At 70.5% G+C, this 25843-nt stretch carries 27 protein-coding genes and 1 tRNA gene; 17 read left to right on the top strand and 11 right to left on the bottom strand.

Features of this window, described 5'->3' with window-relative positions:
- Nucleotides 1-73 precede the first annotated feature (73 nt).
- The 4 genes from V6R91_RS17345 to V6R91_RS17360 all read right to left on the bottom strand — a co-directional run bounded on the left by V6R91_RS17345 (nucleotide 74) and on the right by V6R91_RS17360 (nucleotide 4286).
- On the bottom strand, nucleotides 74-1573 hold the full coding sequence (locus V6R91_RS17345; RefSeq protein WP_067243404.1) for an ABC transporter substrate-binding protein: 1500 nt from the start codon (nucleotides 1571-1573) through the stop codon (nucleotides 74-76).
- A gap of 39 nt (nucleotides 1574-1612) precedes the next feature.
- Entirely contained in the window at nucleotides 1613-2368 is a 756-nt protein-coding gene (locus V6R91_RS17350) for a DUF1684 domain-containing protein (protein ID WP_336396230.1), read from the bottom strand.
- Nucleotides 2369-2494: 126 nt separating this feature from the next.
- Entirely contained in the window at nucleotides 2495-3277 is a 783-nt protein-coding gene (locus V6R91_RS17355) for an ABC transporter ATP-binding protein (RefSeq protein WP_336396231.1), read from the bottom strand.
- Nucleotides 3278-3344: 67 nt separating this feature from the next.
- A complete protein-coding gene (locus tag V6R91_RS17360; protein ID WP_336396232.1) occupies nucleotides 3345-4286 on the bottom strand; it encodes an ABC transporter substrate-binding protein in 942 nt (313 codons plus the stop codon).
- A 39-nt stretch (nucleotides 4287-4325) separates the two neighbouring features.
- Between V6R91_RS17360 and V6R91_RS17365 the strand changes: the two genes are divergently transcribed.
- The 3 genes from V6R91_RS17365 to V6R91_RS17375 all read left to right on the top strand — a co-directional run bounded on the left by V6R91_RS17365 (nucleotide 4326) and on the right by V6R91_RS17375 (nucleotide 7226).
- On the top strand, nucleotides 4326-5375 hold the full coding sequence (locus tag V6R91_RS17365; RefSeq protein WP_336396233.1) for a FecCD family ABC transporter permease: 1050 nt from the start codon (nucleotides 4326-4328) through the stop codon (nucleotides 5373-5375).
- Complete coding sequence (locus V6R91_RS17370; RefSeq protein WP_336396234.1) at nucleotides 5372-6409, top strand: FecCD family ABC transporter permease; 1038 nt, start codon at nucleotides 5372-5374, stop codon at nucleotides 6407-6409. The genes V6R91_RS17365 and V6R91_RS17370 overlap by 4 nt, the downstream gene beginning before the upstream one ends.
- A 91-nt stretch (nucleotides 6410-6500) precedes the next feature.
- Nucleotides 6501-7226, top strand: coding sequence for a siderophore-interacting protein (locus V6R91_RS17375; RefSeq protein ID WP_336396235.1), 726 nt, complete (start codon nucleotides 6501-6503; stop codon nucleotides 7224-7226).
- Nucleotides 7227-7292: 66 nt separating this feature from the next.
- Here the strand turns inward: V6R91_RS17375 and V6R91_RS17380 are convergent.
- Nucleotides 7293-7377, bottom strand: a tRNA-Leu gene (locus V6R91_RS17380).
- A gap of 121 nt (nucleotides 7378-7498) precedes the next feature.
- Here V6R91_RS17380 and V6R91_RS17385 point away from each other — a divergent pair.
- Nucleotides 7499-8800, top strand: a complete 1302-nt coding sequence (locus V6R91_RS17385) for a M20/M25/M40 family metallo-hydrolase (RefSeq protein WP_067243397.1) — start codon at nucleotides 7499-7501, stop codon at nucleotides 8798-8800.
- Nucleotides 8801-8852: 52 nt separating this feature from the next.
- Nucleotides 8853-9677, top strand: a complete 825-nt coding sequence (locus V6R91_RS17390) for an undecaprenyl-diphosphate phosphatase (protein ID WP_271062721.1) — start codon at nucleotides 8853-8855, stop codon at nucleotides 9675-9677.
- 19 nt (nucleotides 9678-9696) lie between these two features.
- On the opposite strand, the gene V6R91_RS17395 is transcribed toward V6R91_RS17390, so the two are convergent.
- Nucleotides 9697-10554 (bottom strand): PAC2 family protein, encoded by an 858-nt coding sequence (locus V6R91_RS17395; protein WP_067243395.1) that lies wholly within the window; start codon nucleotides 10552-10554, stop codon nucleotides 9697-9699.
- Between the two features lie 109 nt (nucleotides 10555-10663).
- Between V6R91_RS17395 and V6R91_RS17400 the strand changes: the two genes are divergently transcribed.
- Genes V6R91_RS17400 through lnt form a run of 9 tightly spaced genes read left to right on the top strand, consistent with a single transcriptional unit; the run spans nucleotide 10664 to nucleotide 20546 of the window.
- Nucleotides 10664-11359 (top strand): HAD family hydrolase, encoded by a 696-nt coding sequence (locus tag V6R91_RS17400; protein WP_336396236.1) that lies wholly within the window; start codon nucleotides 10664-10666, stop codon nucleotides 11357-11359.
- Complete coding sequence (locus V6R91_RS17405; RefSeq protein ID WP_336396237.1) at nucleotides 11356-12369, top strand: tRNA (adenine-N1)-methyltransferase; 1014 nt, start codon at nucleotides 11356-11358, stop codon at nucleotides 12367-12369. The genes V6R91_RS17400 and V6R91_RS17405 overlap by 4 nt, the downstream gene beginning before the upstream one ends.
- Before the next feature lie 10 nt (nucleotides 12370-12379).
- The gene (locus tag V6R91_RS17410) at nucleotides 12380-13351 is read left to right on the top strand and encodes an FKBP-type peptidyl-prolyl cis-trans isomerase (protein WP_336396238.1); all 972 of its coding nucleotides are present in this window, start codon (nucleotides 12380-12382) and stop codon (nucleotides 13349-13351) included.
- Nucleotides 13351-14355 (top strand): helix-turn-helix transcriptional regulator, encoded by a 1005-nt coding sequence (locus V6R91_RS17415; protein ID WP_336396239.1) that lies wholly within the window; start codon nucleotides 13351-13353, stop codon nucleotides 14353-14355. The genes V6R91_RS17410 and V6R91_RS17415 overlap by 1 nt, the downstream gene beginning before the upstream one ends.
- A complete protein-coding gene (locus tag V6R91_RS17420; RefSeq protein ID WP_067243391.1) occupies nucleotides 14352-15335 on the top strand; it encodes a helix-turn-helix transcriptional regulator in 984 nt (327 codons plus the stop codon). Before V6R91_RS17415 ends, V6R91_RS17420 begins: the two co-directional genes overlap by 4 nt.
- A gap of 34 nt (nucleotides 15336-15369) precedes the next feature.
- Complete coding sequence (gene tatA, locus V6R91_RS17425; protein WP_231820762.1) at nucleotides 15370-15624, top strand: twin-arginine translocase TatA/TatE family subunit; 255 nt, start codon at nucleotides 15370-15372, stop codon at nucleotides 15622-15624.
- A 59-nt stretch (nucleotides 15625-15683) separates the two neighbouring features.
- The gene (gene tatC, locus V6R91_RS17430) at nucleotides 15684-16445 is read left to right on the top strand and encodes a twin-arginine translocase subunit TatC (RefSeq protein ID WP_336396240.1); all 762 of its coding nucleotides are present in this window, start codon (nucleotides 15684-15686) and stop codon (nucleotides 16443-16445) included.
- Nucleotides 16442-18916: a DEAD/DEAH box helicase gene (locus tag V6R91_RS17435; RefSeq protein ID WP_336396241.1), complete on the top strand. Its 2475-nt coding sequence runs from the start codon at nucleotides 16442-16444 to the stop codon at nucleotides 18914-18916. The genes tatC and V6R91_RS17435 overlap by 4 nt, the downstream gene beginning before the upstream one ends.
- A gap of 10 nt (nucleotides 18917-18926) precedes the next feature.
- Nucleotides 18927-20546 (top strand): apolipoprotein N-acyltransferase, encoded by a 1620-nt coding sequence (lnt, locus tag V6R91_RS17440; protein ID WP_336396242.1) that lies wholly within the window; start codon nucleotides 18927-18929, stop codon nucleotides 20544-20546.
- Nucleotides 20547-20569: 23 nt separating this feature from the next.
- Here lnt and V6R91_RS17445 read toward each other — a convergent pair whose 3' ends face one another.
- The 4 genes from V6R91_RS17445 to V6R91_RS17460 form a co-directional block, all read right to left on the bottom strand.
- Nucleotides 20570-20953 carry an RNA polymerase-binding protein RbpA gene (locus V6R91_RS17445; RefSeq protein WP_067243387.1) on the bottom strand — a complete coding sequence of 128 codons (384 nt, stop codon included), beginning with the start codon at nucleotides 20951-20953 and terminating at the stop codon, nucleotides 20570-20572.
- Between the two features lie 124 nt (nucleotides 20954-21077).
- Nucleotides 21078-21866: a glycerophosphodiester phosphodiesterase family protein gene (locus V6R91_RS17450; RefSeq protein WP_336396243.1), complete on the bottom strand. Its 789-nt coding sequence runs from the start codon at nucleotides 21864-21866 to the stop codon at nucleotides 21078-21080.
- Nucleotides 21863-22789 carry an SPFH domain-containing protein gene (locus V6R91_RS17455; RefSeq protein WP_067243385.1) on the bottom strand — a complete coding sequence of 309 codons (927 nt, stop codon included), beginning with the start codon at nucleotides 22787-22789 and terminating at the stop codon, nucleotides 21863-21865. Before V6R91_RS17455 ends, V6R91_RS17450 begins: the two co-directional genes overlap by 4 nt.
- Nucleotides 22790-22809: 20 nt before the next feature.
- On the bottom strand, nucleotides 22810-23286 hold the full coding sequence (locus V6R91_RS17460) for an NfeD family protein (RefSeq protein ID WP_067243384.1): 477 nt from the start codon (nucleotides 23284-23286) through the stop codon (nucleotides 22810-22812).
- Between the two features lie 138 nt (nucleotides 23287-23424).
- Here V6R91_RS17460 and V6R91_RS17465 point away from each other — a divergent pair, with 138 nt between their 5' ends.
- Complete coding sequence (locus tag V6R91_RS17465; protein WP_336396244.1) at nucleotides 23425-24189, top strand: SDR family oxidoreductase; 765 nt, start codon at nucleotides 23425-23427, stop codon at nucleotides 24187-24189.
- A gap of 62 nt (nucleotides 24190-24251) precedes the next feature.
- Here the strand turns inward: V6R91_RS17465 and V6R91_RS17470 are convergent, their stop codons facing one another.
- Nucleotides 24252-24845, bottom strand: a complete 594-nt coding sequence (locus V6R91_RS17470; protein WP_271062054.1) for an HdeD family acid-resistance protein — start codon at nucleotides 24843-24845, stop codon at nucleotides 24252-24254.
- A 137-nt stretch (nucleotides 24846-24982) separates the two neighbouring features.
- Here V6R91_RS17470 and V6R91_RS17475 point away from each other — a divergent pair, with 137 nt between their 5' ends.
- Nucleotides 24983-25420: a helix-turn-helix transcriptional regulator gene (locus V6R91_RS17475; RefSeq protein WP_336396245.1), complete on the top strand. Its 438-nt coding sequence runs from the start codon at nucleotides 24983-24985 to the stop codon at nucleotides 25418-25420.
- A gap of 10 nt (nucleotides 25421-25430) precedes the next feature.
- On the top strand, nucleotides 25431-25841 hold the full coding sequence (locus tag V6R91_RS17480) for a VOC family protein (RefSeq protein WP_271062056.1): 411 nt from the start codon (nucleotides 25431-25433) through the stop codon (nucleotides 25839-25841).
- Nucleotides 25842-25843 lie beyond the last annotated feature (2 nt).

Raw genomic sequence — 25843 nt, forward strand, 5'->3', positions numbered from 1 at the left:
CCCCTCCGTCGTCTCTCCGTCGCCCCGTCACCGGGGATTCGGCCGCGCGGCTCGAACGGGCCGCGCGACCGCGTCACTCCTTGACGATGCCATAGACGAAGAACTGGGAGTTGAGGCCGTTCACGGGGAAGCCGGACACCGCGTCGGACGCGACGACGATCTGCGGGTAGAGATAGAGCCACGCGCTGGCCGCGTCGGTCGCGATCTGCCGGTTGGCCTGGGCCAGGAGGGCGGTCTGCTCCTCCTCGGTCGTCGCGCGCTCGGCGTCGGCGATCCACTGCGCCACCTGCGGGTTGTCGTAGCCCCAGTAGAAGTCCGGGTTCCCATACCAGACGACGTCGCGATCGTTCACGTGCTCCTGCAGCGTCGCCTGGAAGTCGTGCTCCTTGAAGACCTTCGAATACCACTCGTCGGCGCTGATCGTGTTGATCTCGACCGTGATGCCGACCTTCTTGAGCTCCGACTGCAGGAACTCCGCCACGGCCGGGTGCGGGTCGTAGCTGGGCGTGTCGAGCGTGAACGTGAAGCCGTCGGCCAGTCCCGCCTCGGTGAGGAGCCGCGCGGAGCGCTCGGGGTCGTAGGGGTTGAGGTCGGTGAGATCCTCGTACCAGGGGTCGCTCGGCGGGACCATCGACCCGATGAGCGTGCCGTAGTCGCCCCAGATCGCGTTCAGCAGCTTCTCCCGGTCCACCGCCGAGTACACGGCCTGGCGCACGCGCGGGTCGTCGAACGGGGCCACACGGTCGTTGAACGCCAGGAGCTCCTTGGTCGTGGAATCGCCCTCGCTGATCGTGAAGCCGGCGCTGTCGAACTGCGGCAGGGAGTCCGGGTTCTGCACCGAGGTGATGAGATCGATCCGGCCGCTGCGCAATGCCGTGTCCTCGGCGGCGGCGTCGGTGAAGTAGGAGAAGACGACACCGGCGTTCTTGGCCGGCTCGCCCCAGTAGTCGTCCCATCGGTCCAGCGACAGCGTGCTGCCGCGCTTCCACTCGCCGAGGGTGTACGGCCCCGTGCCGTCCGCGGTGGTCTCCCGATCGGTCGCATCGGCGTTCACGATCCAGACGTAGGAGAGGAGGTAGGGGAAGGAGACGGATCGGTCGCTGAGGGTGACGACCACGGTGTGCTCGTCCGGGGTCTCGACACCCGCCACCACCGACAGGCTCGACTTGCGTGCGGACTGAGAGTCCGGTGCCAGGACGGCCTCGATGCTGGCCTTCACGTCCGCGGACGTGAGCGCCTTGCCCGAGTGGAACGCGACATCGTCGCGGAGCGCGAACGTGTAGGTCAGACCGTCCTCGGAGACCTCGTATCCGGTGGCGAGGAGGGGCTCCACCTCGCCGTCGTCGGTGAGCCGGAAGAGGCCCTCGTAGACGTTGCCCGTGAGCGCCTCGGTCACGCCCTGCCCGCCGCCGGCGGTGTTGCTCAGGTTGACGGGCTCGTAGAGCGAGCCGATGCGGATGATCGCGTCGTCACCGGTGGCGCCGCCTCCGGAGGGCGCGCAGCCGGAGAGGGCGACGGCCGCGACCGCGAGGCCGCCGATGACGAGGGAGAAGGACTTCTTCAGGGAGCGCATGGGCGTGTCTTTCGAGGGAGGCGAGGAACGGAAGATCGGTCAGGCCGTGTAGATGTCGAAGCCGTCGCGGAAGCGGACGAGGCGCTCACCGGCCGGCACCGGCCACGGGAAGCGGTTCTGCGGCGGAGGCATCGGGCAGTTGTACTGGGCGGAGAACCCGCACGGCGGGACGAAGGCGCGGTTGAAGTCGAGCCGGACCGTGCCCGCGTCGCCGAACCCTCCGGCGTCGTCGCGCTCGACGAAGAGGAACCGCCCGGATCCGTAGGTGCCCGTCTCGTCGTCCCGGCCGTTGGTGGGATCGCCGAAGACGAGCAGGAGCGTCCCGCCGTCGTCGAACGCGGCGAGGGTGAACGTCTCGCCGTCCCGCTCGAAGACGATGTCTCCGGGCACGACCAGGTTGCGGGACCCGCCGGCGTCGCGGATGTGCTCGAACGGGATCGTGCGGTCCGCGGACACGGGAGCGAACCGGGCATCGATGACCCAGTCGGGGTCGTAGGGGAAGGCGACGATGTCCTCGAAGGCGCGGATCGCCGGCGAGTCCGCGTCCCAGACACGGAGGCCGTGCTCGGGCGCGCCCGTGTCGATCCCGGTACGCGACAGGGCCGTGACCGTGACGCCCGCGGGCGTCACAGCGTGCTCCGCCGCCACGAGCGCCTCCGCCTGCTCCGGGGTCGTGTCGGTCGGGAACCACCGCGTCTCGACGAGGCTCAGGTTGCCGGTGGGCGCGGTGACCGCGGCGCGGCGTCGCGCACGCCAGCCGTCGTGGGCGGCGGCCGCGGGGTCTGCGTTCGTCATGGATGTTCCGTCCTGCTCGGAGCCCCGGGCGCTCGGGTAGGCGCGCGGGTGCCCCAGATATCAAGTCTGCGGCATCCGGAATCCTTCCCGGCAATCGGGGGCGACACGGTCCGTAACAGCGCGCCGCTATCGGCGCACGACCATCGGGGTCCCCGTCACGGGGTCCGCGGTCACGAGCGCGTCGATGCCGAAGACCTCGCCGATGCGATCCGCCGTGAGGAGGCCCTCCGGCGCTCCCGTGGCGACCACACGGCCGCCCTTCATCAGCACGAGGTGATCGGCGTACCGCGCGGCCTGGTTGAGGTCGTGGAGCACCGCGACCACCGTCTTGCCCTGACCGTTGAGCGTGCGGAGCAGATCCAGCAGCTCGTACTGGTGGGCGATGTCGAGGAACGTCGTCGGCTCGTCCAGCAGCATGACCGGGGTCTGCTGCGCCAGGAGCAGCGCGACCCACACCCGCTGGCGCTGCCCGCCGGAGAGCTGATCCACGGATCGATCCGCGAGGTCCTCGGTCCCCGTGGCGCGCAGAGCCTCCGTGGTCGCGGCGCCGTCGGCGCCGGTCCACCGCTGCAGAGCCGTGTGGTGCGGATGCCGGCCGCGCGAGACCAGGTCGGCGACGCGCATGCCCTCCGGCGCGACGGCGTCCTGCGGCAGCAGCCCCATCCGGCGCGCCAGCTCCTTCGAGCCGTACTCCGCCAGGGCGCGGCCGTCGAGCAGCACCTGACCCGTCTTCGGGCGCAGGACCCGCGCGAGCGCGCGCAGCACGGTGGACTTGCCCGAGGCGTTCGGGCCGAGGATGACCGTGAACGAGCCGCGCGGCAGGGCCAGATCCACACCGTGGACGACCACCTGCCCGTCGTAGCCGATCACCAGGTCCCTGGCCTCGATCGCCGGCGTGTGCGTGGTCATGTCTTCTCCCAGGGAGCCGGTGCGAGGCGCGCCGTCCGATCGGCCGCACCCCGCACCGGACGGGCGCTCAGCCGAGCAGGTCCTCGACCTGGTCGATGACGAGATTCGCGCCGATGACGCCGATGCCCACCATCCAGGTGTCGTCCTCGACCTCGAACGCGCTGCCGCCGGACACGCCGGGCAGAGCTCCCCACAGGCCGGTGATCCGGGCCTGCGTGGTCGCCGCCGGGTCGCCGCCCGGGCTCATGTAGAAGACCGCGTCGCCGTCGATCTGCTCGTAGAGCTCGGGGCTGAGCTCCATCATCGAGTACTCGTTCCAGTCGCGGTCGGCTCCGAGGTCGAAACCCATCTCTGTCAGCAGCGAGCCGGAGAACGTGCCGGGGCCGTACAGGCGGAAATTGTCCGACCGGAAGCGGACGATCGAGGCGGTCGTGCCCTGGGCACCGACCCTCTCTCCCACGTCGGCCGCCCTCTTCTCGACGCCGGAGATGAGCTCGTCCATCCTGTCGGACTGGTCGACGGCGCGTGCCGTCAGCTCGGCCTGTTCGGTCCAGTTCGTGCCGGTGTCCTCGGAGAACACGGTCGGCGCGATGGCGGAGAGCTCGTCGTACAGCGCCTCGTGGCGGACCTTCGACCCCAGGATCAGATCGGGCGCGAGGTTCGCGATGGCGTCGACGTCCGGTTCCGCGATGAAGCCGATCGGCTCGGTGTCGGCGAGCTCGTCGGCGAGATAGGCGGGGAACCCGCGCCCTGAGCTGATCTCCGGAGCGCCCACCGGGGTGATCCCGAGGGCGACCAGGGCATCCATCTGCGGCGAGTCCAGAACGACGATGCGCTCCGGCACCGTCTCGAACTCGGTCTCGCCCATGGCGTGCTCGACCACGTATCCGGCGGTCGGGCTCGCGGAATCCTTCGGTTCGGCGGCGCTGCAGCCGGTGACGAGCAGCGCGATGCCGGCGAGGGAGGCGGCGGCGGAGAGGAAGGTCCGGGGGCGTTCGGGTCTGTTCACATCCACGAACGCTAGCAACATTGGTTAGGCTCACCAAACATGAACATCGGGGCCGCGATCGTCGAGCCCGCACGGACGACCCTCGCCGTGCGGCCATCGCGCACAGCGTCCGTCATGCTCGGCGCCTCACTGACCCTGGCCCTCTCCGTGGTGCTGAGCCTGGCGGTCGGGGCACGTTTCATTCCGCTTCACGAGGTCGCGCTGGCCCTCGTGGGCGCCGGCCACGAGAACGTGCTCCACATCGTGGGCGAGCTGCGGGTCGCCCGGACGGTGAACGCGCTGATCTGCGGCGTCGCGCTCGGGGTCGCGGGGGTCCTGATGCAGGCGATCACCCGCAATCCGATCGCCGATCCCGGGATGCTCGGGGTCAACGCCGGCGCCTCGTTCGGCGTGGTCGCCGGGCTCAGCGTATTCGGCGCCCTCGGGGTGGGCGGGACGGTGTGGCTCGCCCTGGCCGGCGCCGCCGCAGCCTCGGCGGTGATCTTCTGGTTCGCCGGTTCCCGGTTCGCCGAGGCGTCGCCGGTGCGCCTGATCCTGGCGGGCGTGGCGTTCTCCGCGATTCTCGGAGGCGCCACCCAGGCGCTCGTGCTGTCGGACGAGACCCTGCTGGACGCGTTCCGGTTCTGGCGGGTCGGCTCTCTGACGGCGCGTCCCGTCGACGAGGCGTTGCCGCTGGTCGCGCTCGTCGTGGTCGGTGTCCTCCTCGCGCTGGCGCTGGCGCCCGCGCTCAACGCGATGTCGCTCGGGGACGACAGCGCGATCTCCTTGGGCGTCCGTCCTGGCGTCGTACGCGCTCTGGCCCTCGCCGCCGTCGCGCTGCTGTGCGGAACCGCCACCGCCATCGCCGGGCCGATCGCGTTCGTCGGACTGGTCGTGCCGCACCTGGTGCGGCGCGCGGTCGGACCGGACCACCGGATCGTGCTGCCCGCCTCCGTGCTCGCCGCCCCGGCGATGCTGCTTCTCTCGGACACGCTGGGCCGCATCATCGGAGGCGGCGGCGAGGTGCAGGTCGGCATCGTCACGGCGTTCGTCGGAGGCCCCCTGCTCATCGCCTTCGTGGCGAGGCGGCGCGGGACGAGGCTGTCGTGACCGGTCTCTCCACGGATGAACGTGTGGTCGCCGCGCGCCGGTGGTCGTTCCGCTATCGACCCCGGAGCGTCCTCACGGTCGCCGCCACGGCCGGAGCGCTCGTGGTGCTGTGCGGGGTGGCGCTGATGGTGGGGGAGTACGTGGTCAGCCCGGACGCCCTGTTGCGGACCCTCGCCGGTGATCCTCCGGAGCGGCTCGACGGGTTCTTCGTGCTCGGGCGCCGCCTTCCTCGGGCCCTCGTCGCGATCGTCGTCGGGGCGAGCCTCGCGGTGGCCGGTGCGGTGTTCCAAGCGCTGACCCGCAATCCCCTCGCGAGCCCGGACGTCGTCGGCATCAGCAGCGGCGCGTCCGTCGGCGCCGTGGCCGTGTTCCTGATCTGGGGTGGATCGATGGACCAGGCGGCGCTGGGCGCTGTGGCGGGGGCTCTCGCGGTCGCCGGCGTGATCGTGCTGCTCACGGTGCGGACGGGCCTGCACGGCGTCCAGCTGATCCTCACCGGGGTCGCCCTCTCGGCGATCGCGATGGCGGTGGTCGACTACGTCCTGACGCAGGTCTTCGTCGCGAGCGCCACCACGGCGCAGACCTGGCTCGTGGGCTCTCTGCAGGGTCGAGGGTGGGACGACCTGATCCCGGCCGGCATCGCGCTGGCCCTCATCACGCCGCTGCTGGCCTGGGCCGCGCCGCAGGTGCGGATGATGGAGCTCGGCGACGGCATGGCGACGTCGCTGGGCGTGCGCATCGTCCGCCTCCGGTGGCTTCTGCTGCTCGCGGCGACGCTCCTCGTGGCGGTGGCGGTGGCGACCGCCGGGCCGATCTCCTTCGTGGCCCTCGTCGCCCCGCACATCGCCCGTCGGCTCTCCGGGGCGACCGGATTCCTCGCCGCCGGGCTCGTCGGCGCCTTCCTCCTGCTCGCGAGCGACCTGCTCGCGATGTACGCGTTCCCGGCCCCGATCCCGGTGGGCGCCGTCACGATCACCCTCGGCGGCGGGTTCTTCCTCTGGCTGCTCTGGAGAGAGGGGGCGCGCCGTGCCTGAGCGTGCGAAGACACCGGACCGGTCGGGACCTCGTCCGCGGCCTCCGCAGCGGAGCCGGCGGCAGGATGCGCGCGTATTCGCCGCGACGGTCGTGGCCGTCCGGGAGGTCACCCCGCACATGCGACGGATCACGGTCACCGCGCCGGAGGTCGCCGGGTACGCACCGCTCGGGCCCGATGAGTACCTCGGGCTCCTGATGCCGCGGGACGACGAGGCCCCCCTGGTTCTCCCCGCGGAGGACGGCGGGGACAACATCCGGGCCGCCGTCGCGGCGATCCCCGAGGAGCACCGCCCCGATCTCCGCTGGTACACGCTGCGCGCACACCGGCCCTCCGCGGCGGAGATCGACATCGACATGGTCGTCCACGGCGACGAGGGGCCGGGCACCCGCTTCGCGCGCCGGGCGCGCCCCGGTTCCGTGCTCGGGATCCGCGAGGCCGCCGCACTGTATGCACCGGCGCCGGACGCCCGCACGCGGCTCCTCGTCGGCGATGAGTCGTCCCTTCCGGCGATCGCCCGGATCCTCGAGACGACAGGCTCCGTGAGGACGGCCGTGTTCATCGAGATCGCGGACGAGAGGGAGCGCCAGGACCTCCCGGGCGACGTCGTCTGGGTGCCGCGGGGGGATGAGCGTCCCGGCGCGCCGCTCGCGCGCGCGCTCCGCACGGCCGTGCTCCCGGATCCCGTCGACTACGCGTGGGTGTGCGGCGAGCGGGGCGGCGTGCAGGAGATCCGCCGCCAGCTCGTCGAGCACGGGGTGCCGAAGGACCGGATCACCTTCTCGGGCTATTGGCGCCTCGGTGAGCCTCGCGGGTGACCGTGATGCGACCGGGAACCGAGAAGGCCGGGCCGCTCCGTCTGGAGCGACCCGGCCTTCTCACTGTGCGCGAGGGGGGACTTGAACCCCCACGCCCTATGCGGGCACTAGCACCTCAAGCTAGCGCGTCTACCTATTCCGCCACCCGCGCTGGTGTTTTCGGCTGTTTCCAACCGAAGAATGAGATTAGCACGATCCTGGGGTGCGCTCGAACCCAGGCGTCCGCCGGGCGCGTCGATCGGGCCTCTTCCCGCGTTCGATACGCTGGACGCATGTCTGCGCCCGAGGTCGATCTGCCCGAAGTCGCCCGGCTCGCCGCCGATCTGATCCGGTTCGACACGTCGAACTTCGGAGGCGGAGACGCGCGGGGGGAGCGCGAGGCCGCCGAGTACGTCGGCGCCTACCTGGAGAGCCTGGGGCTGCGCACCGAGTACTACGAGCCGATCACGCGGCGCACCAACGTCATGGCGCGCGTGCCGGGACGCGACCCGGACAAGCCTGCGCTCGTCGTGCACGGGCACCTCGACGTCGTCCCGGCGATGGCGGACGACTGGAGCGTGGATCCGTTCGGCGGCGTCGTCCGGGACGGGATGCTGTGGGGCCGAGGCGCCGTGGACATGAAGAACATGGACGCGATGATCCTCACCTCGGTGGCGGATCTCCTCCGTGCCGGCGAACAGCCCGAGCGCGACCTCGTCCTCGCCTTCTTCGCCGACGAGGAGAACGGCGGGGTGGAGGGCTCGGCCCTCGTGGTTCGGGAGCGCCCGGAGTGGTTCGCCGGCGCCGGTGAGGCGATCAGCGAGGTCGGCGGCTACTCCATCGACGTGGCCGGACGTCGTGCCTACCTGCTTCAGGTGGGGGAGAAGGCCCTGATGTGGATCCGCCTGGTGGCCCGCGGGCGCGCCGGGCACGGCAGCCGCCTGCACCCGGACAACGCCGTGACACGGCTGGCCGAGGCGGTCGCCGCACTCGGGCGCACGCAGTGGCCGGTGCGGCTGACGCCGACGACCAGGGAACTGCTCGGACGGCTGTCCGATCTGACGGGCTTGCCCGCGGACGATCCGGACGCGCTGGCGGCGACGGCCGGGCCGGCCGAGGCGTTCCTCCGCTCGACCTTCCGCACGACGACGAACCCGACCGTCCTCGCGGCCGGTTACAAGCACAACGTCATCCCCGAGCGGGCCGAGGCGCTGGTCGACGTGCGCGTGCTCCCCGGCACCGAGGACGCGGTGCTGGCCCAGCTCCAGGAGATCGTGGGCGACGACGTCGAGATCGAGATGGTGGTGCGCGACATCGGCATGGAGACCCCGTTCCAGGGCGCGCTCGTCGATGCGATGGTCGGGGCGCTCGGGCGGCACGATCCCGGTGTTCCGGTGATCCCGTACCTGCTCGGCGCCGGGACGGACAACAAGGCCCTGGCCACCCTCGGCATCACCGGCTACGGGTTCGCGCCGCTGCGCCTGCCCGCCGATCTCGACTTCACAGGCATGTTCCACGGGGTGGATGAGAGGGTTCCCGTAGACTCTCTCGTCTTCGGGCAGCAGGTGCTGACCGACCTCTTCCGGACGTACTGACGCCCTCTGCGTCGCGGTACGACGCCCTCCGCCTGACCCGAAAGCACGACGCATGCATCTGCTCGAAGCCCTGTTCCTCGGCCTCGTGCAGGGACTGACCGAGTTCCTGCCGATCTCCTCCAGCGCCCACCTGCGCATCGTGGGCATCTTCCTTCCCTCGGCGCAGGATCCCGGCGCCGCATTCACCGCCATCACTCAGATCGGCACCGAGGCGGCCGTGATCGTGTTCTTCTGGCGGGACATCGTCCGGATCATCAAGCACTGGGCACTGGCGCTGGTCGGCAGGATCCCGCGCGACGACAAGGACGCGCGCCTGGGCTGGCTGATCATCATCGGCAGCATCCCGATCGTCGTGCTCGGGCTCCTGTTCCAGGACCAGATCGAGACCGTCCTGCGGTCGATGTGGATCGTCGCGATCATGCTGATCGTGTTCGGCCTGCTTCTCGGCGTCGCCGACGCCGTGGGTGCCAAGAGGCGCAGACTCGACGAGATCACCGTGCCGCACGGCGTCGTCTACGGCCTCGCGCAGTCGCTGGCGCTGATCCCCGGGGTGTCCCGTTCCGGCGGGACGATCACGGCCGGGCTCTTCCTGGGCTACGAGCGCGCGGCGGCGGCGCGGTACGCCTTCCTGCTCGCCATCCCGGCGGTGATGGGATCGGGGTTCTACCAGGTGTTCAAGAGCATCGGCGAGCCGAGCGTGTTCTCAGCGGGGGAGACCCTCGCCGCGACGGGCGTGGCCTTCGTCGTCGGGCTCGGCGTCATCGCGTTCTTCATGAACTGGATCTCGAAGCGCAGCTTCCTGCCGTTCGTGATCTACCGCGTGCTGCTCGGCGTCGTGCTGCTGGTGCTGCTCGGGATGGGCGTGATCCAGCCCTGACGGGCTCCGACCCCCGGGCTCAGCGCTTGTGCTCGCCCGGGCCGTCGCCGTTGTTGCGGCGCAGGTAGCGCTCGAAGGCCTGCGCGATCGCGTCGCCGGAGGCGTCGGGAGAGTCCCACGTGTCCCGCGTGCGCTCGAGCTGATGGATGTAGTCCGTCATGTCCTCGTCCTCGGCCGCGGCAGCGTCGATGGACGCCTCCCAGGCGGCGGCCTCGGTGCGCAGATGCCCCCGCGGCACGTCCACCCCGGACAGCTCGTGAAGTCGGTCGAGGAGGGCGAGCGTCGCCTTGGGCGACGGCGTGGCCGAGGCGACGTAGTGGGGCACGCTCGCCCAGAGGCTGGCGGTCGGGATCCCCGCGGACTCCGCAGCATGCTCGAGCACGCTCAGGATCCCCACCGGGCCCTCGTAACTGGAGCGTTCCAGCCCCAGCCCCTCGCGGATCTCCTCGTTCTCGCTCGACGCGAAGATCGAGATCGGTCGGGTGTGCGGCACATCGGAGAGCATCGCGCCCAGGGTGACGAAACCCGTCACGTCGTCCGCCAGAGCGGCGTCGACGAACTCGGCGCTGAACGCCTGCCAGGCGCGCGCGGGCTCCGCGCCGGTGAGGAGCCAGAACCGTGTCCGGTCGGTGTCGTCGTCGCCGACCGGGCGCCACAGCGTCGCCTCCGGCCAGCGCAGCCGCCTCCGGCCGTCGGCATCGAGTCCCACGGCCGGCCGCGTGTACTGGTAGTCGAAATAGAGCTCCGGGTCCACCGAGTGCGCACGCTCGTACTCGCCGCTGCTCCGCAGCAGTTCGACGGCGGAGCTCGCGGCTTCGCCGGCGTCGTTCCAGCCGTCGAACGCGGTGATGACGATCCGGGGTCCGAGAGCCTGCACCTCGCTCCTCTCCGCGGCGCCCGTCGCGCCGCTGGATCCCCCCAGGCTAGTCGCCCGACGGCGGACCGGGGCGGCGGGCGGCGCGCGGTGCCGCGGCTACGATGGAACAGTGACCCACCTTCCTCGCGCCGTCCTCTGGGACATGGACGGGACCCTCGTCGACACCGAGCCCTATTGGATGGCCGCCGAGACACCGCTCGTCGAGTCCTACGGCGGGTCCTGGACCCATGAGCAGGCGCTCCAGCTCGTCGGCAACGGGCTGGAGGACAGCGCGCGGATCCTTCAGGCCGCCGGCGTGCGGATGGGGATCACCGAGATCATCGACCACCTCACCGACAGCGTCCGCCGACAGCTCGTGGTCGACGGCGTCCCCTTCCGTCCCGGCGCCCGCGAGCTCCTTCGCGAACTGCGGGATTCGGGCATCCGGACGGCGCTCGTGACGATGTCCATGCGACGGATGGCGGAGGACATCGTCTCTCTCATCGATTTCCCGGCCTTCGACCTGATCGTCGCCGGCGACGACGTCGAGCGCCCCAAGCCGTACCCCGACCCGTACCTGCAGGCGGCCAAGGAGCTCGGCATCGACGCCTCCGAGGCGGTCGCCCTCGAGGACTCCGCCACGGGACTGCGCTCCGCCGTGGCCGCCGGCACGGTGGCGGTGGGCGTGCCGCACATCGTCCCGCTCGACGGCATCGGTGCGCACGAGCTCTGGCCGACGCTGGACGGACGCGGCGTGGCGGACATCGTCACGGCGTTCGCGGACCACCGTGCCGTGCGCGTACCGGAGATCGGGGCGGACGCGTGACGGCGACGCGCCCCCGCGGTCCCTTCCGTGAGGGGGATCGCGTCCAGCTCACCGGGCCGAAGGGCCGCATGCACACCGTCACGCTCCGCGCCGAGGGCGAGCTGCACACGCATCACGGGGTGCTGCGCCACCGAGACCTGATCGGTCTTCCCGACGGATCCGTCGTCGCCAACAGCTCCGGCCACGAGTACCTGGTGCTGCGACCGCTGCTGCGCGATTTCGTGATGTCGATGCCGCGCGGCGCGGCGATCGTCTATCCGAAGGACGCCGGCCAGATCGTCGTCCAGGCGGACGTCTTCCCCGGCGCCACCGTCGTGGAGGCCGGGGTCGGCTCCGGAGCGCTGTCCCTGTCCCTCCTGCGGGCGATCGGCGACGAGGGGCGCCTGCTGTCCTTCGAGCGCCGCGAGGACTTCGCCGAGGTCGCCCGGGCGAACGTCGAGACGTTCCTCGGAGAGCTGCCGCCGACCTGGGACGTGATCGTCGGCGACCTCGTCGAATCGCTGCCCGGGGCCGTGGCCCCCGGCACGGTGGACCGCGTCGTGCTGGACATGCTCGCCCCGTGGGAGTGCATCGACGCCGTGGCCGAAGCGCTCGTTCCCGGCGGGGTCGTGCTCTGCTACATCGCGACGGCCACACAGCTCTCCCGGGTCGCGGAGTACATCCGCGGCACGGGGCTGTTCACGGATCCGGAGTCCAGCGAGACCATGGTCCGCGGCTGGCACGTCGAGGGGCTCGCCGTGCGGCCGGATCACCGCATGGTCGCGCACACGGGCTTCCTCATCACGGCCCGCAGGCTCGCACCCGGCGCCGTTCCCCCGGATGTCAGGCGTCGGGCGGCGAAGAAGGCCAGCTACGGCGACGAGGATGTCGAGCTGTGGACACCGGGCGCCGTCGGCGACCGGGAGATCACGGACAAGAACCTCCGAAGAAGGGTGCGCGAGGCCCAGCGTGCCGCCGGCGGCGCGCGGCTCGCGGCGGAGGGGCGGAGCGAGCCGGGCGCGTCCGCATAGACTGGAGCGCGTGCGTAAGACTGCCGCTGCCCTGATCACCCTCGGCCTCGCCTCCGTCGCGCTGGCCGGATGCACGAGCGCCCCCGCCTTCGACGGGGCGGCCTGCGTTGCTCCGTCGTCGGGCGACCTCGCCCGGGTCGCGACGGTCACGGGCGACCTCGGCACCGAGCCGGAGGTCGACCTGCGCACGCCCATGAAGGAGTCGTCCCTCACCGTCGACAAGGCGATCGTCGGGAAGGGGCAGGCCGTGAGTGCCGGCGACCAGCTGCTGTCCATCGATGTGGCGCTCTACAGCGGCACGACGGGGGAGCGTCTCGTCGCGACGGAGTTCAACGGCGACACCACTCGTCTCTCGAACGTCGACTCGTGGGACAGCCAGGTGCCGGGCATCGCGAAGGCGCTCACCTGCGCCACCGAGGGTTCGCGGCTCCTCGCCGGGATCCCCGCCGACGACCTCGGCGCCCAGACCGCGCAGGGGCTCGGCGTCGACAAGGACGAGACCGTCTTCGCCGTGATCGACGTCCTCAAGGTCTACCTCCCGCACGCCGAAGGCGCGCTCCAGTACAACGACGCGCTGGGACTGCCCACCGTCGTCCGTGCGCCCGACGGGCGCCCGGGGATCATCGTCCCCGACGCGAAGGCGCCCACCGAGCTCGTGGCGCAGACGCTCATCAAGGGCGATGGCGAGAAGGTGACCGGCGACACGCCGATCCGCGTGCACTACACCGGCGTGACCTGGGCCGAGCGCACCGTCTTCGACAGCACGTGGGGAAGCAACCCGACGAAGTTCGACCTCGCGCAGGTGATCCCCGGCTTCGCCGAGGGACTGAAGGGCCAGACCGTCGGATCCCAGGTCCTCCTCGTCATCCCGCCGGAGAAGGGCTACGGCAGCCAGGCGCAGGGCGCGATCCCCGCCGACTCGACGCTCGTGTTCGTGGTCGACATCCTCGGTGTGGATCCCGACACCGGTACGGGACAGTAGTGGCCGGACGCATCCCTCCTGAAGAGCGCCTCACCAACCTCGTCGTGGCGCTCATGGCGACCGAGGTCGGCCTCACGAAGCAGCAGATCCTCGAGAACGTCTCCGGGTACCGGCAGCGGCAGGAGGCCGGGGCCCGTGCGGATGCGCTCGAGAAGATGTTCGAACGGGACAAGGACGATCTGCGCGCCCTCGGCATCCCGATCGAGACGCTCGGCGACCACGCCGACCCGAACGATCTGCGCGAGGCCCGCTATCGCATTCCCAAGGCGGAATACGATCTTCCTGTCGACATCGAGTTCACTCCGGCCGAGCTGGCGGTGCTCCGCCTCGCCGGAGGTGTCTGGAGCGAGGGTTCCCTGTCCGGCGAAGCGCAGGCCGGTGTCCGGAAGATCCGCGCCCTGGGCATCGACGTGGACGAGCCCATCATCGGGTTCGCTCCCCGCATCACGGCCCGCGAATCCGCGTTCGCCCCGCTCCAGGAGGCGATCGAGCGCAGTGTCGCCGTGGTCTTCGACTATCTCAAGCCGGGGGAGGAGGCTCCCCGGCGCCGACGGGTGAATCCGCTGGCTCTCCTGGAGTACGAGGCGCGATGGCACGTGTTCGGGATCGATCGCGACGCGGACGGCGAGCGGATGTTCCTGCTGTCGCGCATCGTCGGCGACGTGACCGTGACCGCCGAGTCGTTCCCGGCGGCGCTGCGTCAGGACGCCGGAGACCGTGCGCTCGCAAGCCTGGAGGCCGTCGCCGCCGCCCACTCCGCGTTGCTGGAGATCACTCCGGGGACCGAGGCCGCGCTGCGGCTCGGACGCCGCGCCACCCCGGCGGCGCAGGGCATCCGTCTGCCGTACGTCGACCTCCATATCCTGGCGGACGAGCTGGCCTCGTACGGTCCGGAGGTACGCGTGGTCGAGCCCACCGACCTCCGGGACGCCGTCATCTCGCGGCTGCGCGCCGTCGTGGCCGCCCACGGGTCCACGACCGGCGGAAAGGGGACGTCATCGTGAACGCACGGCGACCGCTGCTCACCTCCGACCGTGTCCGCGCCTATCTCACGCTCGTCCCGTATCTGCTCGAGCGCGGCGAGGTCTCGCTGGAGGAGGCGGCGTCGGACTTCGACGTCACCGTCCCCCAGATGCGCTCGATGGTCGAGAAGCTCACCCTCATCGGCCTGCCGGGGGACGAGGGCTACTGGCAGCAGCCCCAGGAGCTCTTCGACATCAACTGGGACCTCCTGGACGAGCAGGGGATCATCGAGCTCACGAACGACGTCGGCCTGCGTCGCGCTCCGCGCCTCACCGCGCGGGAGGCGGCAGCGCTGCTCGCGGGTCTGCAGCTCACGGCCGCGGTGCCGGCCGTGGCGGAGTCCGGGGTGATCGCCGGGCTCATCGCCAAGCTCTCCCGCGGCGCCGCCGGGCTGCCCGCCGACGTCATCGTCGCCCCCGGGCCCGTCGACGAGGTGCGCTCCCTGGTGTCGCGCGCGCTGCAGGACGGCGTGGCGGTGTCCTTCACTTATCGCGCCCCGGACGCCCCGGCGATCACGCGCACCGTCGATCCCGTGAAGGTCCTGATCACCAACGGCCAGTGGTACCTCCAGGGCTGGTGCCACCTGCGGCGCGCGATGCGGACCTTCCATCTGGACCGGGTGAGCGACCCCCGGCTCACGGACATCCCGATCGAGCACGGTGAGGAGCCCGTCCCCGAGCTCTTCGCCGTCGGCGGCGAGGGCGAGGCCACGATCCGCCTTCCTGAGCGGATCGCTCCGCTTCTCAGCGACTATCTCGAGCGCGCGGAGGCCGAGGTGCACGACGGCGTGGTCACCGCCCGGCTGCGCGTGGGAGATCCGTTGACGTTGAAACGGCTGGCGGCACGCTATGGGGGACAGGTGGAGCTGCTGGCCCCCCATGCGGCGCGAACGGCCGCGCACGACTGGGCTGCGGCAGGACTCGCTCTGTACAACGAGGATTCCGAGTCCTCCGCACGGTAGACTGACCGGAAATCCCCGACTTGAGGAGACGAACATGTTCGCTGGACTGAACGGGTGGCACCTGCTCATCCTCCTCGCCGTCATCCTCCTGCTGTTCGGAGCGGCGAAGCTCCCGGCGCTCGCCAAGAGCATGGGCCAGTCCGCACGCGTCTTCAAAGGCGAGATGAGCGCCATGAAGGAAGAGGACGCCGCGCGCGCCGAGCAGCGCGAGGCCGACAAGGACGACAAGGGCGAGGGCTCCACCGGCACGGGCCAGGGCACCTCGTCCGACCCTGAACGACCCCGCTGATCCGCGTGGCAGCGGTCGATTCTGCGACCGCCGGAGGCAAGCCTCGGCGCGATCGCACCATGTCGCTCGCCGCGCACCTCGTCGAACTCCGCAAGAGGCTGATCATCGCCGCTGCGGCGCTGGTGCTCGGCATGGTCGTCGCGTTCCTCGTGACGGACCCGATCATGAACTTCGTGACCGGCCCGATCCGGGCGGTCGCGGAGAAGCGAGGAGCCGACCTCGTCGGCTTCACCTTCACCTCGGTGACCGCGCCATTCGACCTGCGGATGCGGATCGCGTTCTCGATCGGCATCTTCCTGTCCGCCCCCGTCTGGCTGTGGCAGATCTGGGCCTTCATCATGCCGGGGCTGACGCGGAAGGAGATCCGCTACACGATCTCTTTCGTCGCCGCCGCCGTCCCGCTGTTCTTCGCGGGCTGCTATGTGGGCGTCATGATCGTCCCGCACATCATCGAGCTGATGGCGGGGTTCACCCCGGACGGGGCGCAGAACCTCTACACCGCACAGGAGTACTACGACTTCGTCTTCAAACTGATGCTCGTCGTCGGCATCTCGTTCATCCTTCCCGTCTTCCTCGTCGCGCTGAACGTGGCGGGGGTCATGTCCGGCAAGGCGATCCTGAAGGGGTGGCGCGTCGCCGTGCTGATCGCGACCGTGTTCTCCGCGCTCGCGACCCCGGCGGCCGACGTCATCAGCATGCTGCTGCTCGGCGGCATCCTGGTGGTCCTGTTCTTCGCCGCGGCGTTCCTGTCCATGCTCTTCGACCGGCGCAGGCGCAAGCGGCAGGATGACCTGGGCCTCCCGCTGGACACCACCGGATGACCTCGCCCGCCGATCGCTACTCCGCCGCCCGGGAGTCGCGGGACTACCCCCAGACAGCGGCGTTCGCCGCGCGACAGCGGTTCGAGCTGGATCCCTTCCAGGTGGAGGGGTGTCGTGCGCTGGAGCGCGGTCGCAGCGTCCTGGTGGCCGCGCCGACCGGGGCCGGCAAGACGATCGTCGGGGAGTTCGCGATCCACCTCGCGATGGCGGGCCCGGGGGAGAAGGCGTTCTACACGACGCCCATGAAGGCCCTGTCCAACCAGAAGTTCCGGGAGCTGGTCGACGTCTACGGCCCGGACGACGTCGGGCTCCTCACCGGGGACGTGAACATCAACGGCTCCGCCCGCATCGTGGTCATGACCACCGAGGTGCTGCGGAACATGATCTATGCGGACTCCCCGACGCTGCAGGGCCTCCGGTTCGTGATCATGGACGAGGTGCACTACCTCGCCGACCGATTCCGCGGGGCCGTCTGGGAAGAGGTCATCATCCACCTGCCGTCGGCGGTCCGCCTCGTCGCGCTGAGCGCCACCGTGTCGAACGCGGAGGAGTTCGGCGACTGGCTCGACACCGTGCGGGGCGACACCGAGGTCATCGTCTCGGAGACGCGCCCCGTGCCGCTGGAACAGCACGTGCTGGTCCGCGACGACCTGCTCCCGCTGTTCGACGACCGCGCGGGCGTCGCGACGGCCCAGGTCAACCAGGAGCTGATGCGGATCCGCTCGTTCACCGGCTCCCGCTACGACGAGAACCGCCGAGCGCAGGAGTACGGCAGCCGACGGCATGCCGGCGCCTACGCGCCTCGCCCGAAGAAGGGCGGTCGCCGCCCCGTCCGTTCCTCGAACGTCCGCCGGATCGAGCGTCTGGACCGTCCGCAGGTCGTCGAGCTCCTGGACCGGGCGAACCTGCTCCCGGCGATCTTCTTCATCTTCAGCCGCGCCGGCTGCGACGCCGCGGTGCAGCAGGTCCGCCGGTACGGGATCCGCCTGACGACCGCCGAGGACCGGCAGGAGATCCGCCGGACGGCCGAGGAGCGGATGCGGACGCTCCGCGACGAGGATCTCGGCGTGCTGGGCTACTTCGAGTGGCTCGACAACCTCGAACGCGGCATCGCCGCCCATCACGCGGGTCTGCTCCCGGCGTTCAAGGAGGTCGTCGAGGAGCTGTTCCAGAGACGCCTGCTCAAGGTGGTCTTCGCCACGGAGACGCTGGCACTGGGGATCAACATGCCGGCGCGCACGGTCGTCCTGGAGCGGATGGAGAAGTTCAACGGCGAAGCGCGCGTCGCGATCACGTCGGGGGAGTACACCCAGCTGACCGGCCGCGCGGGGCGCCGGGGCATCGACGTCGAGGGCCATGCGGTCGTCCAGTGGACCGAGGGGATGGATCCGCAGGCGGTCGCCGCACTCGCGTCCCGCCGCACCTATCCGCTGAACTCCAGCTTCCGACCGACGTACAACATGGCGGTGAACCTGCTGGATCGCTTCGGGCGCACCCGCTCGCGCGAGGTCCTCGAGTCCTCGTTCGCGCAGTTCCAGGCGGACCGGGCCGTCGTCGGCCTCGCGCGGTCGGTGCGCGAGGCCGAGGAGTCCCTCGCCGGCTATCTGCAGGCCATGACCTGTGAACGGGGAGACTTCCCGGAGTACTCGAGCATCCGGCGGGAACTCAGCGACCTCGAGAAGAAGAACCGGTCGGACGCGAGTGCGCCGCGCACGGTGCGGGACAAGCGTCTGCGCAAGATCGAGTCCCTGCGCCGAGCCATGCAGCGCCATGCGTGCCACCGGTGCCCCGATCGCGAGACGCACGCCCGCTGGGCCGAGCGCTACTGGAAGCTCAAGCGCGAGACCGACCGCACGCGTCGCCAGATCGAGAACCGCACGGGGACGGTGGCGCGCGTGTTCGATCGTGTGATCGACGTCCTGCAGGCGATGGAGTACGTGACGGGGGACGGCGACGACCTGGTCCTCACGGACGCCGGCCGCTCGATGCAGCGCATCTACGGCGAACGCGACCTGCTCGTCGCGGAGTCGTTGCGGCAGGGGCTCTGGGACGGCCTCGACGCCGCAGGACTGGCGGCGATGGCCTGCGCGCTCGTGTACGAGCCCCGCCGGGACGACGGCTCCGTGGACCCCCGTGCTCTACCCCGCGGACGGTTCCGCGAGGCGTGGGACGCGACCCTGACCCTCTGGGCCGAGCTGGACGATCTGGAGAAGGATCACCGTCTGCCCGGATCCGAGCCGCCGTCGGCCGCTCTCGCGCCGGCCATGCACGCGTGGGCCCGCGGCGGTGCCCTCGACCGCGTCCTCGACGAGGCGGATCTCGCCGCGGGGGACTTCGTGCGCTGGTGCAAGCAGACGATCGATCTGCTCGACCAGCTGTCGATCGTCGCCGGGTCCGCGGAGCCGGCCCGTACGGCACGAGCGGCGCTGGACGGCGTGCGGCGCGGGATCGTCGCCTATTCTGCGATGTGAGCCGACCCGAATGAGCTCTCGACCGATGCGCGACCGCAGCGCGCCCGACGACACCGCGCCCGACGAATCCGCGCCCGCGGATCGCGCCGTGGCGCCGCTGGTGCCGCTGTGGCTCGCCGTGGTCCTCGCCGCGTGCGCGGGCGGACTGCTCACCCTCGCCTTCCCTCGGCCGGCGGTGTGGGGGCTCTCCTTCGTCGCCGTGGCCATGCTGCTCGTCGCGCTCATCGGGCGACGGACATGGTCGGCGCTGCTCGTCGGGTCCGTCTTCGGGATCGTCTTCTTCGTGCTGCTGGTCTCCTGGACCGGTACGTACCTCGGCCCGATCCCGTGGCTGGCGCTCGGCGTGCTGGAGGGCGTGTTGACGGGCGTCGGTCTCATCCCGGTCACCCTGGCGTACCGCTGGATCCCCCGGGTCGTCCGCCGGCCCGCCGTACGCGCCGTCGTCCTCGCGGGGACCGTGGGAGCGCTGTGGATCGGCCGCGAGCTGTTCGTGGGCACCTGGCCATACGGAGGATTCCCGTGGGCGCGCATCGGGCTCACGATGACCGACACGAACGCGGCGCACCTGGCGTCCTGGGTCGGAGTCAGCGGCCTGGGCTTCGTCGTGGTCGCGTTCGTCGCGCTCGTCGTCGAGATCGTGCGCGATCGACCGCGAGCCGCCCCGCGTCCCCGACTCCTGCCGATGCTCTCGTCGCTCCTGCTCCTGATCCTGCTCGTCGCCGTGCCGCTGTTCCCGACGACGCCGACGGGAAGCATGCGAATCGGGGCCGTGCAGGGCAACGGACCCGCCGGGTTCTTCGACGAGCGCGAGCCGTACGCGGTCATCGACGCGCAGATCTCGGCCACTCGTGAGCTGCGCGGCGAGGACATGGATCTGCTCGTCTGGCCCGAAGGCGGCATCGACGGCGATCCGTTCGAGAGCGCCGCCCTGGCCTCGGCGCTGAACCAGGTCGTCCGCGGAGCCGACGCGCCGCTCCTCGGCAACGCCGCGACGGGGAAGGGCGAGCGGTTCTACAACACGTCGTTCCTCTGGCCGAAGGACATGACGGGGACACCGTCGCGGTCGGAGACGCAGACGCACGCGAAACGGCACCCCGTCCCGTTCGGCGAGTACGTACCCGACCGCGCCTTCTACAACGCGATCGTGCCGGATCTCATCGGGCTGCTGCAGCGTGAGTACACGCCCGGTGACGATGCTCCGCTGGTGCGGGTGGGGGAGCGCACGGTCGGTCTCGCGATCTGCTTCGACGTGATCTACGACGAGGTCATCCGCGAAGGGATCTCCGGCGGGGCCGAGGTCTTCGTCTTCCAGACCAACAACGCGGACTTCCGCGGGACGGCCGAGAACCTCCAGCAGCTGGCGATCGCACGCATGCGAGCGATCGAGACCGGCCGGTCCGTCGTGAACATCTCCACGGTCGGCACCAGCCAGATCATCCGCCCGGACGGATCCACCGTGTCGACCGTGGACGCGGATCGCCCCGGTGTGCTGCTCGAGGATGTCGAGCTGCGCACCGGGGCGACCGGGGGCGTCGTCGTGGGACCGAATCTGGAGCAGCTCCTGCTCTGGGGCGGGCTGCTCGGCGTGGTGGTCGCCGGGCTGTCGGCGCGGCGGCGCCGCATCGGCTGAACCTCAGCGGCAGGGGCGTCTGATCAGGCGCCGATCTTCTCGCGAGTGGGGTCGTCGCCGGCGCCGCGGCGGGCCCGGACGTAGGCGAGGCGCTCCTCCAGGAGCTCCTCGAGCTCGGCGCGCGTGCGGCGCTCGAGCAGCATGTCCCAGTGGGTGCGGGCGGCCTTGTCGTCGCCCTCCTCGACCTCGACGGACTTGCCGTCGACCTGGAGGCGTGCCTCTGCGCCGCAGGAGCGGCACTCCCACGTGGTGGGGGGCTCGGCGTCGGCCGCGAACATGAGGGTCGTCTCGTGTCCGCAGGTGTCGCACGAATACGTGGTCTGACGGCGTTCCATGAAGACGACGCCCTCTTCGCTCTGTAGGCTCTGGGCGCCGAGTCGGATGCCGCGAAGGCTGCGATCTGCCATTGTGTGGTCCTCTCGTCAGCACTCAGGTATAGCGGGTCAACCTGTGCACGTGATGCGAGGGGTCTGAACGCGCGCGACATTCACAGTCGATGCCCAGCGCCGGTTCCCGACCGCCGCGCAAGCGTCACGACGGGGCGAGCACGCGCAGCGCGACGTCGGCGCGATCGGTGACCACGCCGTCGGCACCGGCGGCGACCAGAGCCGCCATGTCCGCCGCCTCGTTGACCGTCCACACGTGCACCTCGACGCCGGCGGCGCGTGCCGCGCGGACGAGCGAGGGGGAGAACACGGGGACCCTTCCGTACCGGACCGGAATCTGCAGCGCGTCGATCCCTGCCAGGACCCGACCGGCGATGCGGTCTCCCGGAAGGGCCGCGAGCGCCCGGGCGCGAGCGATGCCCGAGCGGCCGGGGGAGGCCGCAGGGGCGATCTCCGCACCGGCGTCGACGGCGGCGGCCACGGCCCGTCGTCTCGTCGCATCGGAGAAGCTCGTGAGGAGCACCCGGTGGGCGTGCGGAGAGACCGCGGATCCCGCCGCCTCCGCCGCTGTCGCGTCCTTGACGTCGACGTTGAACCGCAGGGTAGGGAAGGACTCCAGCGCCTCCCGCAAGGTCAGCAGTCCGCCGTGCTCGGCGAACAGGGCCGCGAGCTCGGCGGTCCGCACGGATGTCACCGGACGGGGATCGCCGAACAGGCGGGACAGATCCGCGTCGTGGAAGAGGACGACATCACCGTCCGCGGTGCGGCGGCAGTCCGTCTCGATGTACGCGACACCGCACGCATGGGCCGCGGCGATCGCCAGGGCGGAGTTGTCGAACACGGCATGCGAAGGGTCCTCGCCCTCCGCGATCGTGAGACCGCGATGGGCGAGGACCCTCGGCCAGGGCGCCCCGTCGAAGTACGGGTGCGTCACGCGTTCGTCGACGGCGGGGGAGTCTGTCCGTTGCGTGCCGTGAAGGCGCTGCCGATCCCCTTGAGCGCCTCCGTGAGCTCGCTGGGGATGATCCAGAGCTTGCTGGACTGACTCTCGCTGATCTTCGGCAGCATCTGCAGGTACTGGTAGGCGAGCAGCTTGTCGTCCGGCTGGCCCTGGTGGATGGCGTTGAAGACGTTCTGGATCGCCTCGGCCTCACCCTGGGCGCGCAGGACCGCGGCCTGCTTGTCGCCCTCGGCACGGAGGATCTCCGCCTGCCTGCGCCCCTCCGCCTCGAGGATCTGCGACTGCTTGGATCCCTCGGCCGTCAGGATCGCGGCGCGACGGTCACGCTCGGCGCGCATCTGCTTCTCCATCGAGTCCTGGATGGACACGGGCGGGTCGATCGCCTTGAGCTCCACGCGCGAGACGCGGATGCCCCACTTGCCCGTGGCCTCGTCCAGGACCACGCGCAGCTGTCCGTTGATCTCGTCGCGGCTGGTGAGCGCCTCTTCGAGGTTCAGACCACCGACGACGTTTCGCAGCGTGGTCGTGGTGAGCTGTTCGACGGCCCCGAGATAGTTGGCGATCTCGTACGTCGCCGCCCGCGCGTCCGTGACCTGGAAGTACACGACCGTGTCGATCGACACGACCAGGTTGTCCTCGGTGATCACCGGCTGCGGCGGGAACGAGACGACCTGCTCGCGCATGTCGATCAGCGGCCGGAGACGGTCGATGAACGGGACGAGCAGATTGAGCCCGGGGGTGAGCGTCTTGTGGTACCGGCCGAGTCGCTCGACGATGCCGGCGGTCGCCTGCGGGATGATCCGGATCGAGCGGGCGACCGTGACCAGCACGAAGATGATGACGGCGATCGCGAGGATCCACCCGATCGCGGTCGGGATGAAGGATGCGTCGTCCATGAAGGCCTGCTCCTGCTTTCTTAGTCGTGGGCGGAACGGACGTAGGCGGTGGCGCCCTCGATGCGGCTGACCACCACGGGTGCGCCGGGCGCCAGAGGCGTGGTGACGGGCGCGTCGGAGGCGAGCCGTGCCGTCCAGGTGTCGCCGTTGCTCAGCTTGACCTGTCCGGTGAGCGTCGAGACCTCCAGGAGGACGACGCCGCTGAGCCCGAGGAGGGCGTCGACGTTGCTCTTCGCCGGGTCCTCGTTGCGATGAAGGCGACGCAGCAAAGGTGGTCGCAGCAGGAGGATGAACGCGGCCGCAGCGATCGCGGCGATGATCACCTGCGCCCACAGCGGCAGGCCCGTGAGGTCGGAGACGAGGCCGACCGCGCTGCCGAGGGCGAGCATGAGGAATGTGAAGTCGAGCGAGAGCATCTCGATCACGAGGAAGACCGCGATCAGGACCAGCCAGCCGATCCAGGCCCAGTCCTCGAATCCCTGCAGAATCGCTTCCATGCGCGCATGCCCCTCCTTTCCGTCAACCTACCACGCGGGTCCCTTCCGCCCGGGTCGTCCCGGACGCGGGGCGAGAGGCGGTTGGTAAAGTTCAGGGGTCCGTCCGCGCGCCCGAGCGCGCCCGTCCGAGGAGTCATCGTGTCCCAGCCCCTTCCCGCCGAATCGCTGACCGGAAAGGTCGCCCTGGTCACGGGGTCGTCCCGCGGGATCGGAGCCGACACGGTCCGCCTGCTCGCGCAGGCCGGTGCCGACGTGGTGATCAACTACCGGAACAAGGCGCCGCGGGCGGAGAAGCTCGCCACGGAGATCCGCGAGCTCGGTCGCCGCGCGCTCGTCGTGGGCGCGGATCTCACCGATCAGGGATCCGTGTCCGACATGATGAGCGCCGTCGAGACGGAGTACGGGCGCATCGACGTCCTCGTCCTCAATGCCTCCGGAGGCATGGAGTCCGGTCTCGGCGAGGACTACGCGCTGCGGCTGAACCGCGACGCCCAGGTCAACGTGCTGGAGGCGGCGCGCCCGCTCCTGAAGGACGGGGGCCGGGTCGTCTTCGTCACCAGCCACCAGGCGCACTTCATCCGCACGACGCCGACGATGCCGGAGTACGAGCCCGTCGCGCTCTCCAAGCGCGCGGGCGAGGATGCGCTGCGTGCCCTCATCCCCGAGCTGACCGACCAGGGCATCGAGTTCGTGGTCGTGTCGGGCGACATGATCGAGGGGACGATCACGGCGACGCTCCTGGAGCGCGCCAACCCCGGCGCGATCGCACAGCGCCGCGAGTCTGCGGGCCGTCTCTACAACGTGGCCGAGTTCGCGGCCGAGGTCGCCGCGGCGGCCGTGGAGCCGGTGCCGAACGACCACACCCGTCTCATCGGCGACGTCAGCAGCTTCGGCGTCGAGTAGGTCGGACGGACGAGAGAGGGGCATCACCGCGCGGTGATGCCCCTCTCTCGTCGCCAGCGCGATCAGACCGACTCGTCGCGCAGGGCCGCGGAGACGTCCTTCGCGTCCTTGCCGATCGTGATCGCGCGGATGATCTGCACCAGACCGATCGCGACGAGGGAGATCCCGAGGACCCACCACAGCACCACCGCCGCGAACAACGGCGAGAACAGCACGACGACGCCCGCCGCGATGCTCAGCAGCGCATACAGCAGCGTCCACACCTTGGTGCCGTCGGTGCCCAGGAGCGACAGGGACACGATGCCGTCGAAGATCCAGCTCACACCGATGAAGATGGCGACCACCAGGGCGAGGGCGGTGGTCGCGGCGGCGAGGTTCGAGAAGGCGATGACGCCCGCCACGATATAGAGGACGCCGAGCAGGATGTGGCCGATCCGCGCCCACCCGCCCTTGCCCGCCGAGAAGATGCCCAGCCCGATGTAGACCAGGCCTCCCACGATCAGGTAGGCGGCGACGATGCCCGTCACGATCACCGCGGACTTGCCCGGCCAGATCAGCAGGATGAGGCCGGACAGGAGGGCGATGACGCCCGAGACGGCCAGGAAGACGCGGAGCGAACGCACGAGGCTCTTCGCATCCGAAAGTGCGTCGGACATGTGGTGGACCCCTTTCTGAGAAGATCCTGTGAGGGATGAGGCTCAGCGTAGCGCCGCGATCCGTCGCGGGGGAGAGGACCTGCCGACGGCGCCCGCCGATTCCGGCGGATGTCCGCAGCGCGTGCGAGGATTTCCCCATGCCGCCGAGCTCCGACAGAGACCGACTGCGCGACCTCGTCGCCCTGCGCAGGGTCCGCGACAGGATCGACCGGGAGTACGCCCGGCCGCTCGATGTGGAGGCCTTGGCGCGCGGTGCGCACATGTCCGCAGGTCACCTCACCCGCCTGTTCAAGGCGGTCTACGGCGAGCCGCCGTATTCGTACCTGATGACCCGACGTATCGAGCGGGCGATGGCACTGCTGCGGCGTGGCGATGTGTCGGTGACCGACGCGTGCTTCGCGGTCGGATTCCAGTCGCTGGGGACGTTCAGCACCCGGTTCTCGGAACTGGTGGGGGTGTCGCCGCGCGCCTATCGGAGCGATCCGGGCCTCGGCGCGGGGATCCCGTCGTGGATGGAGAAGCAGGCGACCCGACCGATCAGGAATCGAGAAGCGAGCGTGCGCGCCGATGGGTAGCGTCAGCGGCATGGACATCACGATCAACGCCAGCTTCCTTCCGCACACCGATGCCGAGGAGTCCCTGGCCTTCTACCGCGACGTGCTCGGGTTCGAGGTCCGCAAGGACGTCGGCTATCAGGAGATGCGCTGGGTGACGGTGGGCCCGATCGGCCAGCCGGACACCGCCATCGTCCTGCATCCGCCGGCCGTCGATCCCGGCATCACCGACGACGAGCGGCGCACCGTCCTCGAGCTCATGGCGAAGGGGAGCTGGGGCGGGATCGTCCTCGCGACGGACGACGTGGACGCCGCCTTCGCCGAGATCGAGGCGAAGGGGGCCGACGTCGTCCAGGAGCCCATCGATCAGCCCTACGGAATCCGCGATTGCGCGTTCCGCGACCCTGCGGGCAACATGGTGCGTCTGCAGCAGACCGCCTGACC

The sequence above is a fragment of the Microbacterium sp. CCNWLW41 genome (assembly GCF_037083505.1).

What these genes read in the sequence shown, in the direction of transcription:
- tatC (WP_336396240.1), top strand. Translation starts at nt 15,684, where the DNA reads ATGTCGCTCGCCGCGCACCTCGTCGAACTCCGCAAGAGGCTGATCATC.
- V6R91_RS17470 (WP_271062054.1), bottom strand. Translation starts at nt 24,845, where the DNA reads ATGTCCGACGCACTTTCGGATGCGAAGAGCCTCGTGCGTTCGCTCCGC.
- V6R91_RS17350 (WP_336396230.1), bottom strand. Translation starts at nt 2,368, where the DNA reads ATGACGAACGCAGACCCCGCGGCCGCCGCCCACGACGGCTGGCGTGCG.
- V6R91_RS17445 (WP_067243387.1), bottom strand. Translation starts at nt 20,953, where the DNA reads ATGGCAGATCGCAGCCTTCGCGGCATCCGACTCGGCGCCCAGAGCCTA.
- V6R91_RS17480 (WP_271062056.1), top strand. Translation starts at nt 25,431, where the DNA reads ATGGACATCACGATCAACGCCAGCTTCCTTCCGCACACCGATGCCGAG.
- V6R91_RS17390 (WP_271062721.1), top strand. Translation starts at nt 8,853, where the DNA reads ATGCATCTGCTCGAAGCCCTGTTCCTCGGCCTCGTGCAGGGACTGACC.
- V6R91_RS17355 (WP_336396231.1), bottom strand. Translation starts at nt 3,277, where the DNA reads ATGACCACGCACACGCCGGCGATCGAGGCCAGGGACCTGGTGATCGGC.
- V6R91_RS17385 (WP_067243397.1), top strand. Translation starts at nt 7,499, where the DNA reads ATGTCTGCGCCCGAGGTCGATCTGCCCGAAGTCGCCCGGCTCGCCGCC.
- V6R91_RS17365 (WP_336396233.1), top strand. Translation starts at nt 4,326, where the DNA reads ATGAACATCGGGGCCGCGATCGTCGAGCCCGCACGGACGACCCTCGCC.
- V6R91_RS17475 (WP_336396245.1), top strand. Translation starts at nt 24,983, where the DNA reads ATGCCGCCGAGCTCCGACAGAGACCGACTGCGCGACCTCGTCGCCCTG.
- lnt (WP_336396242.1), top strand. Translation starts at nt 18,927, where the DNA reads ATGAGCTCTCGACCGATGCGCGACCGCAGCGCGCCCGACGACACCGCG.
- tatA (WP_231820762.1), top strand. Translation starts at nt 15,370, where the DNA reads ATGTTCGCTGGACTGAACGGGTGGCACCTGCTCATCCTCCTCGCCGTC.
- V6R91_RS17435 (WP_336396241.1), top strand. Translation starts at nt 16,442, where the DNA reads ATGACCTCGCCCGCCGATCGCTACTCCGCCGCCCGGGAGTCGCGGGAC.
- V6R91_RS17345 (WP_067243404.1), bottom strand. Translation starts at nt 1,573, where the DNA reads ATGCGCTCCCTGAAGAAGTCCTTCTCCCTCGTCATCGGCGGCCTCGCG.
- V6R91_RS17455 (WP_067243385.1), bottom strand. Translation starts at nt 22,789, where the DNA reads ATGGACGACGCATCCTTCATCCCGACCGCGATCGGGTGGATCCTCGCG.
- V6R91_RS17460 (WP_067243384.1), bottom strand. Translation starts at nt 23,286, where the DNA reads ATGGAAGCGATTCTGCAGGGATTCGAGGACTGGGCCTGGATCGGCTGG.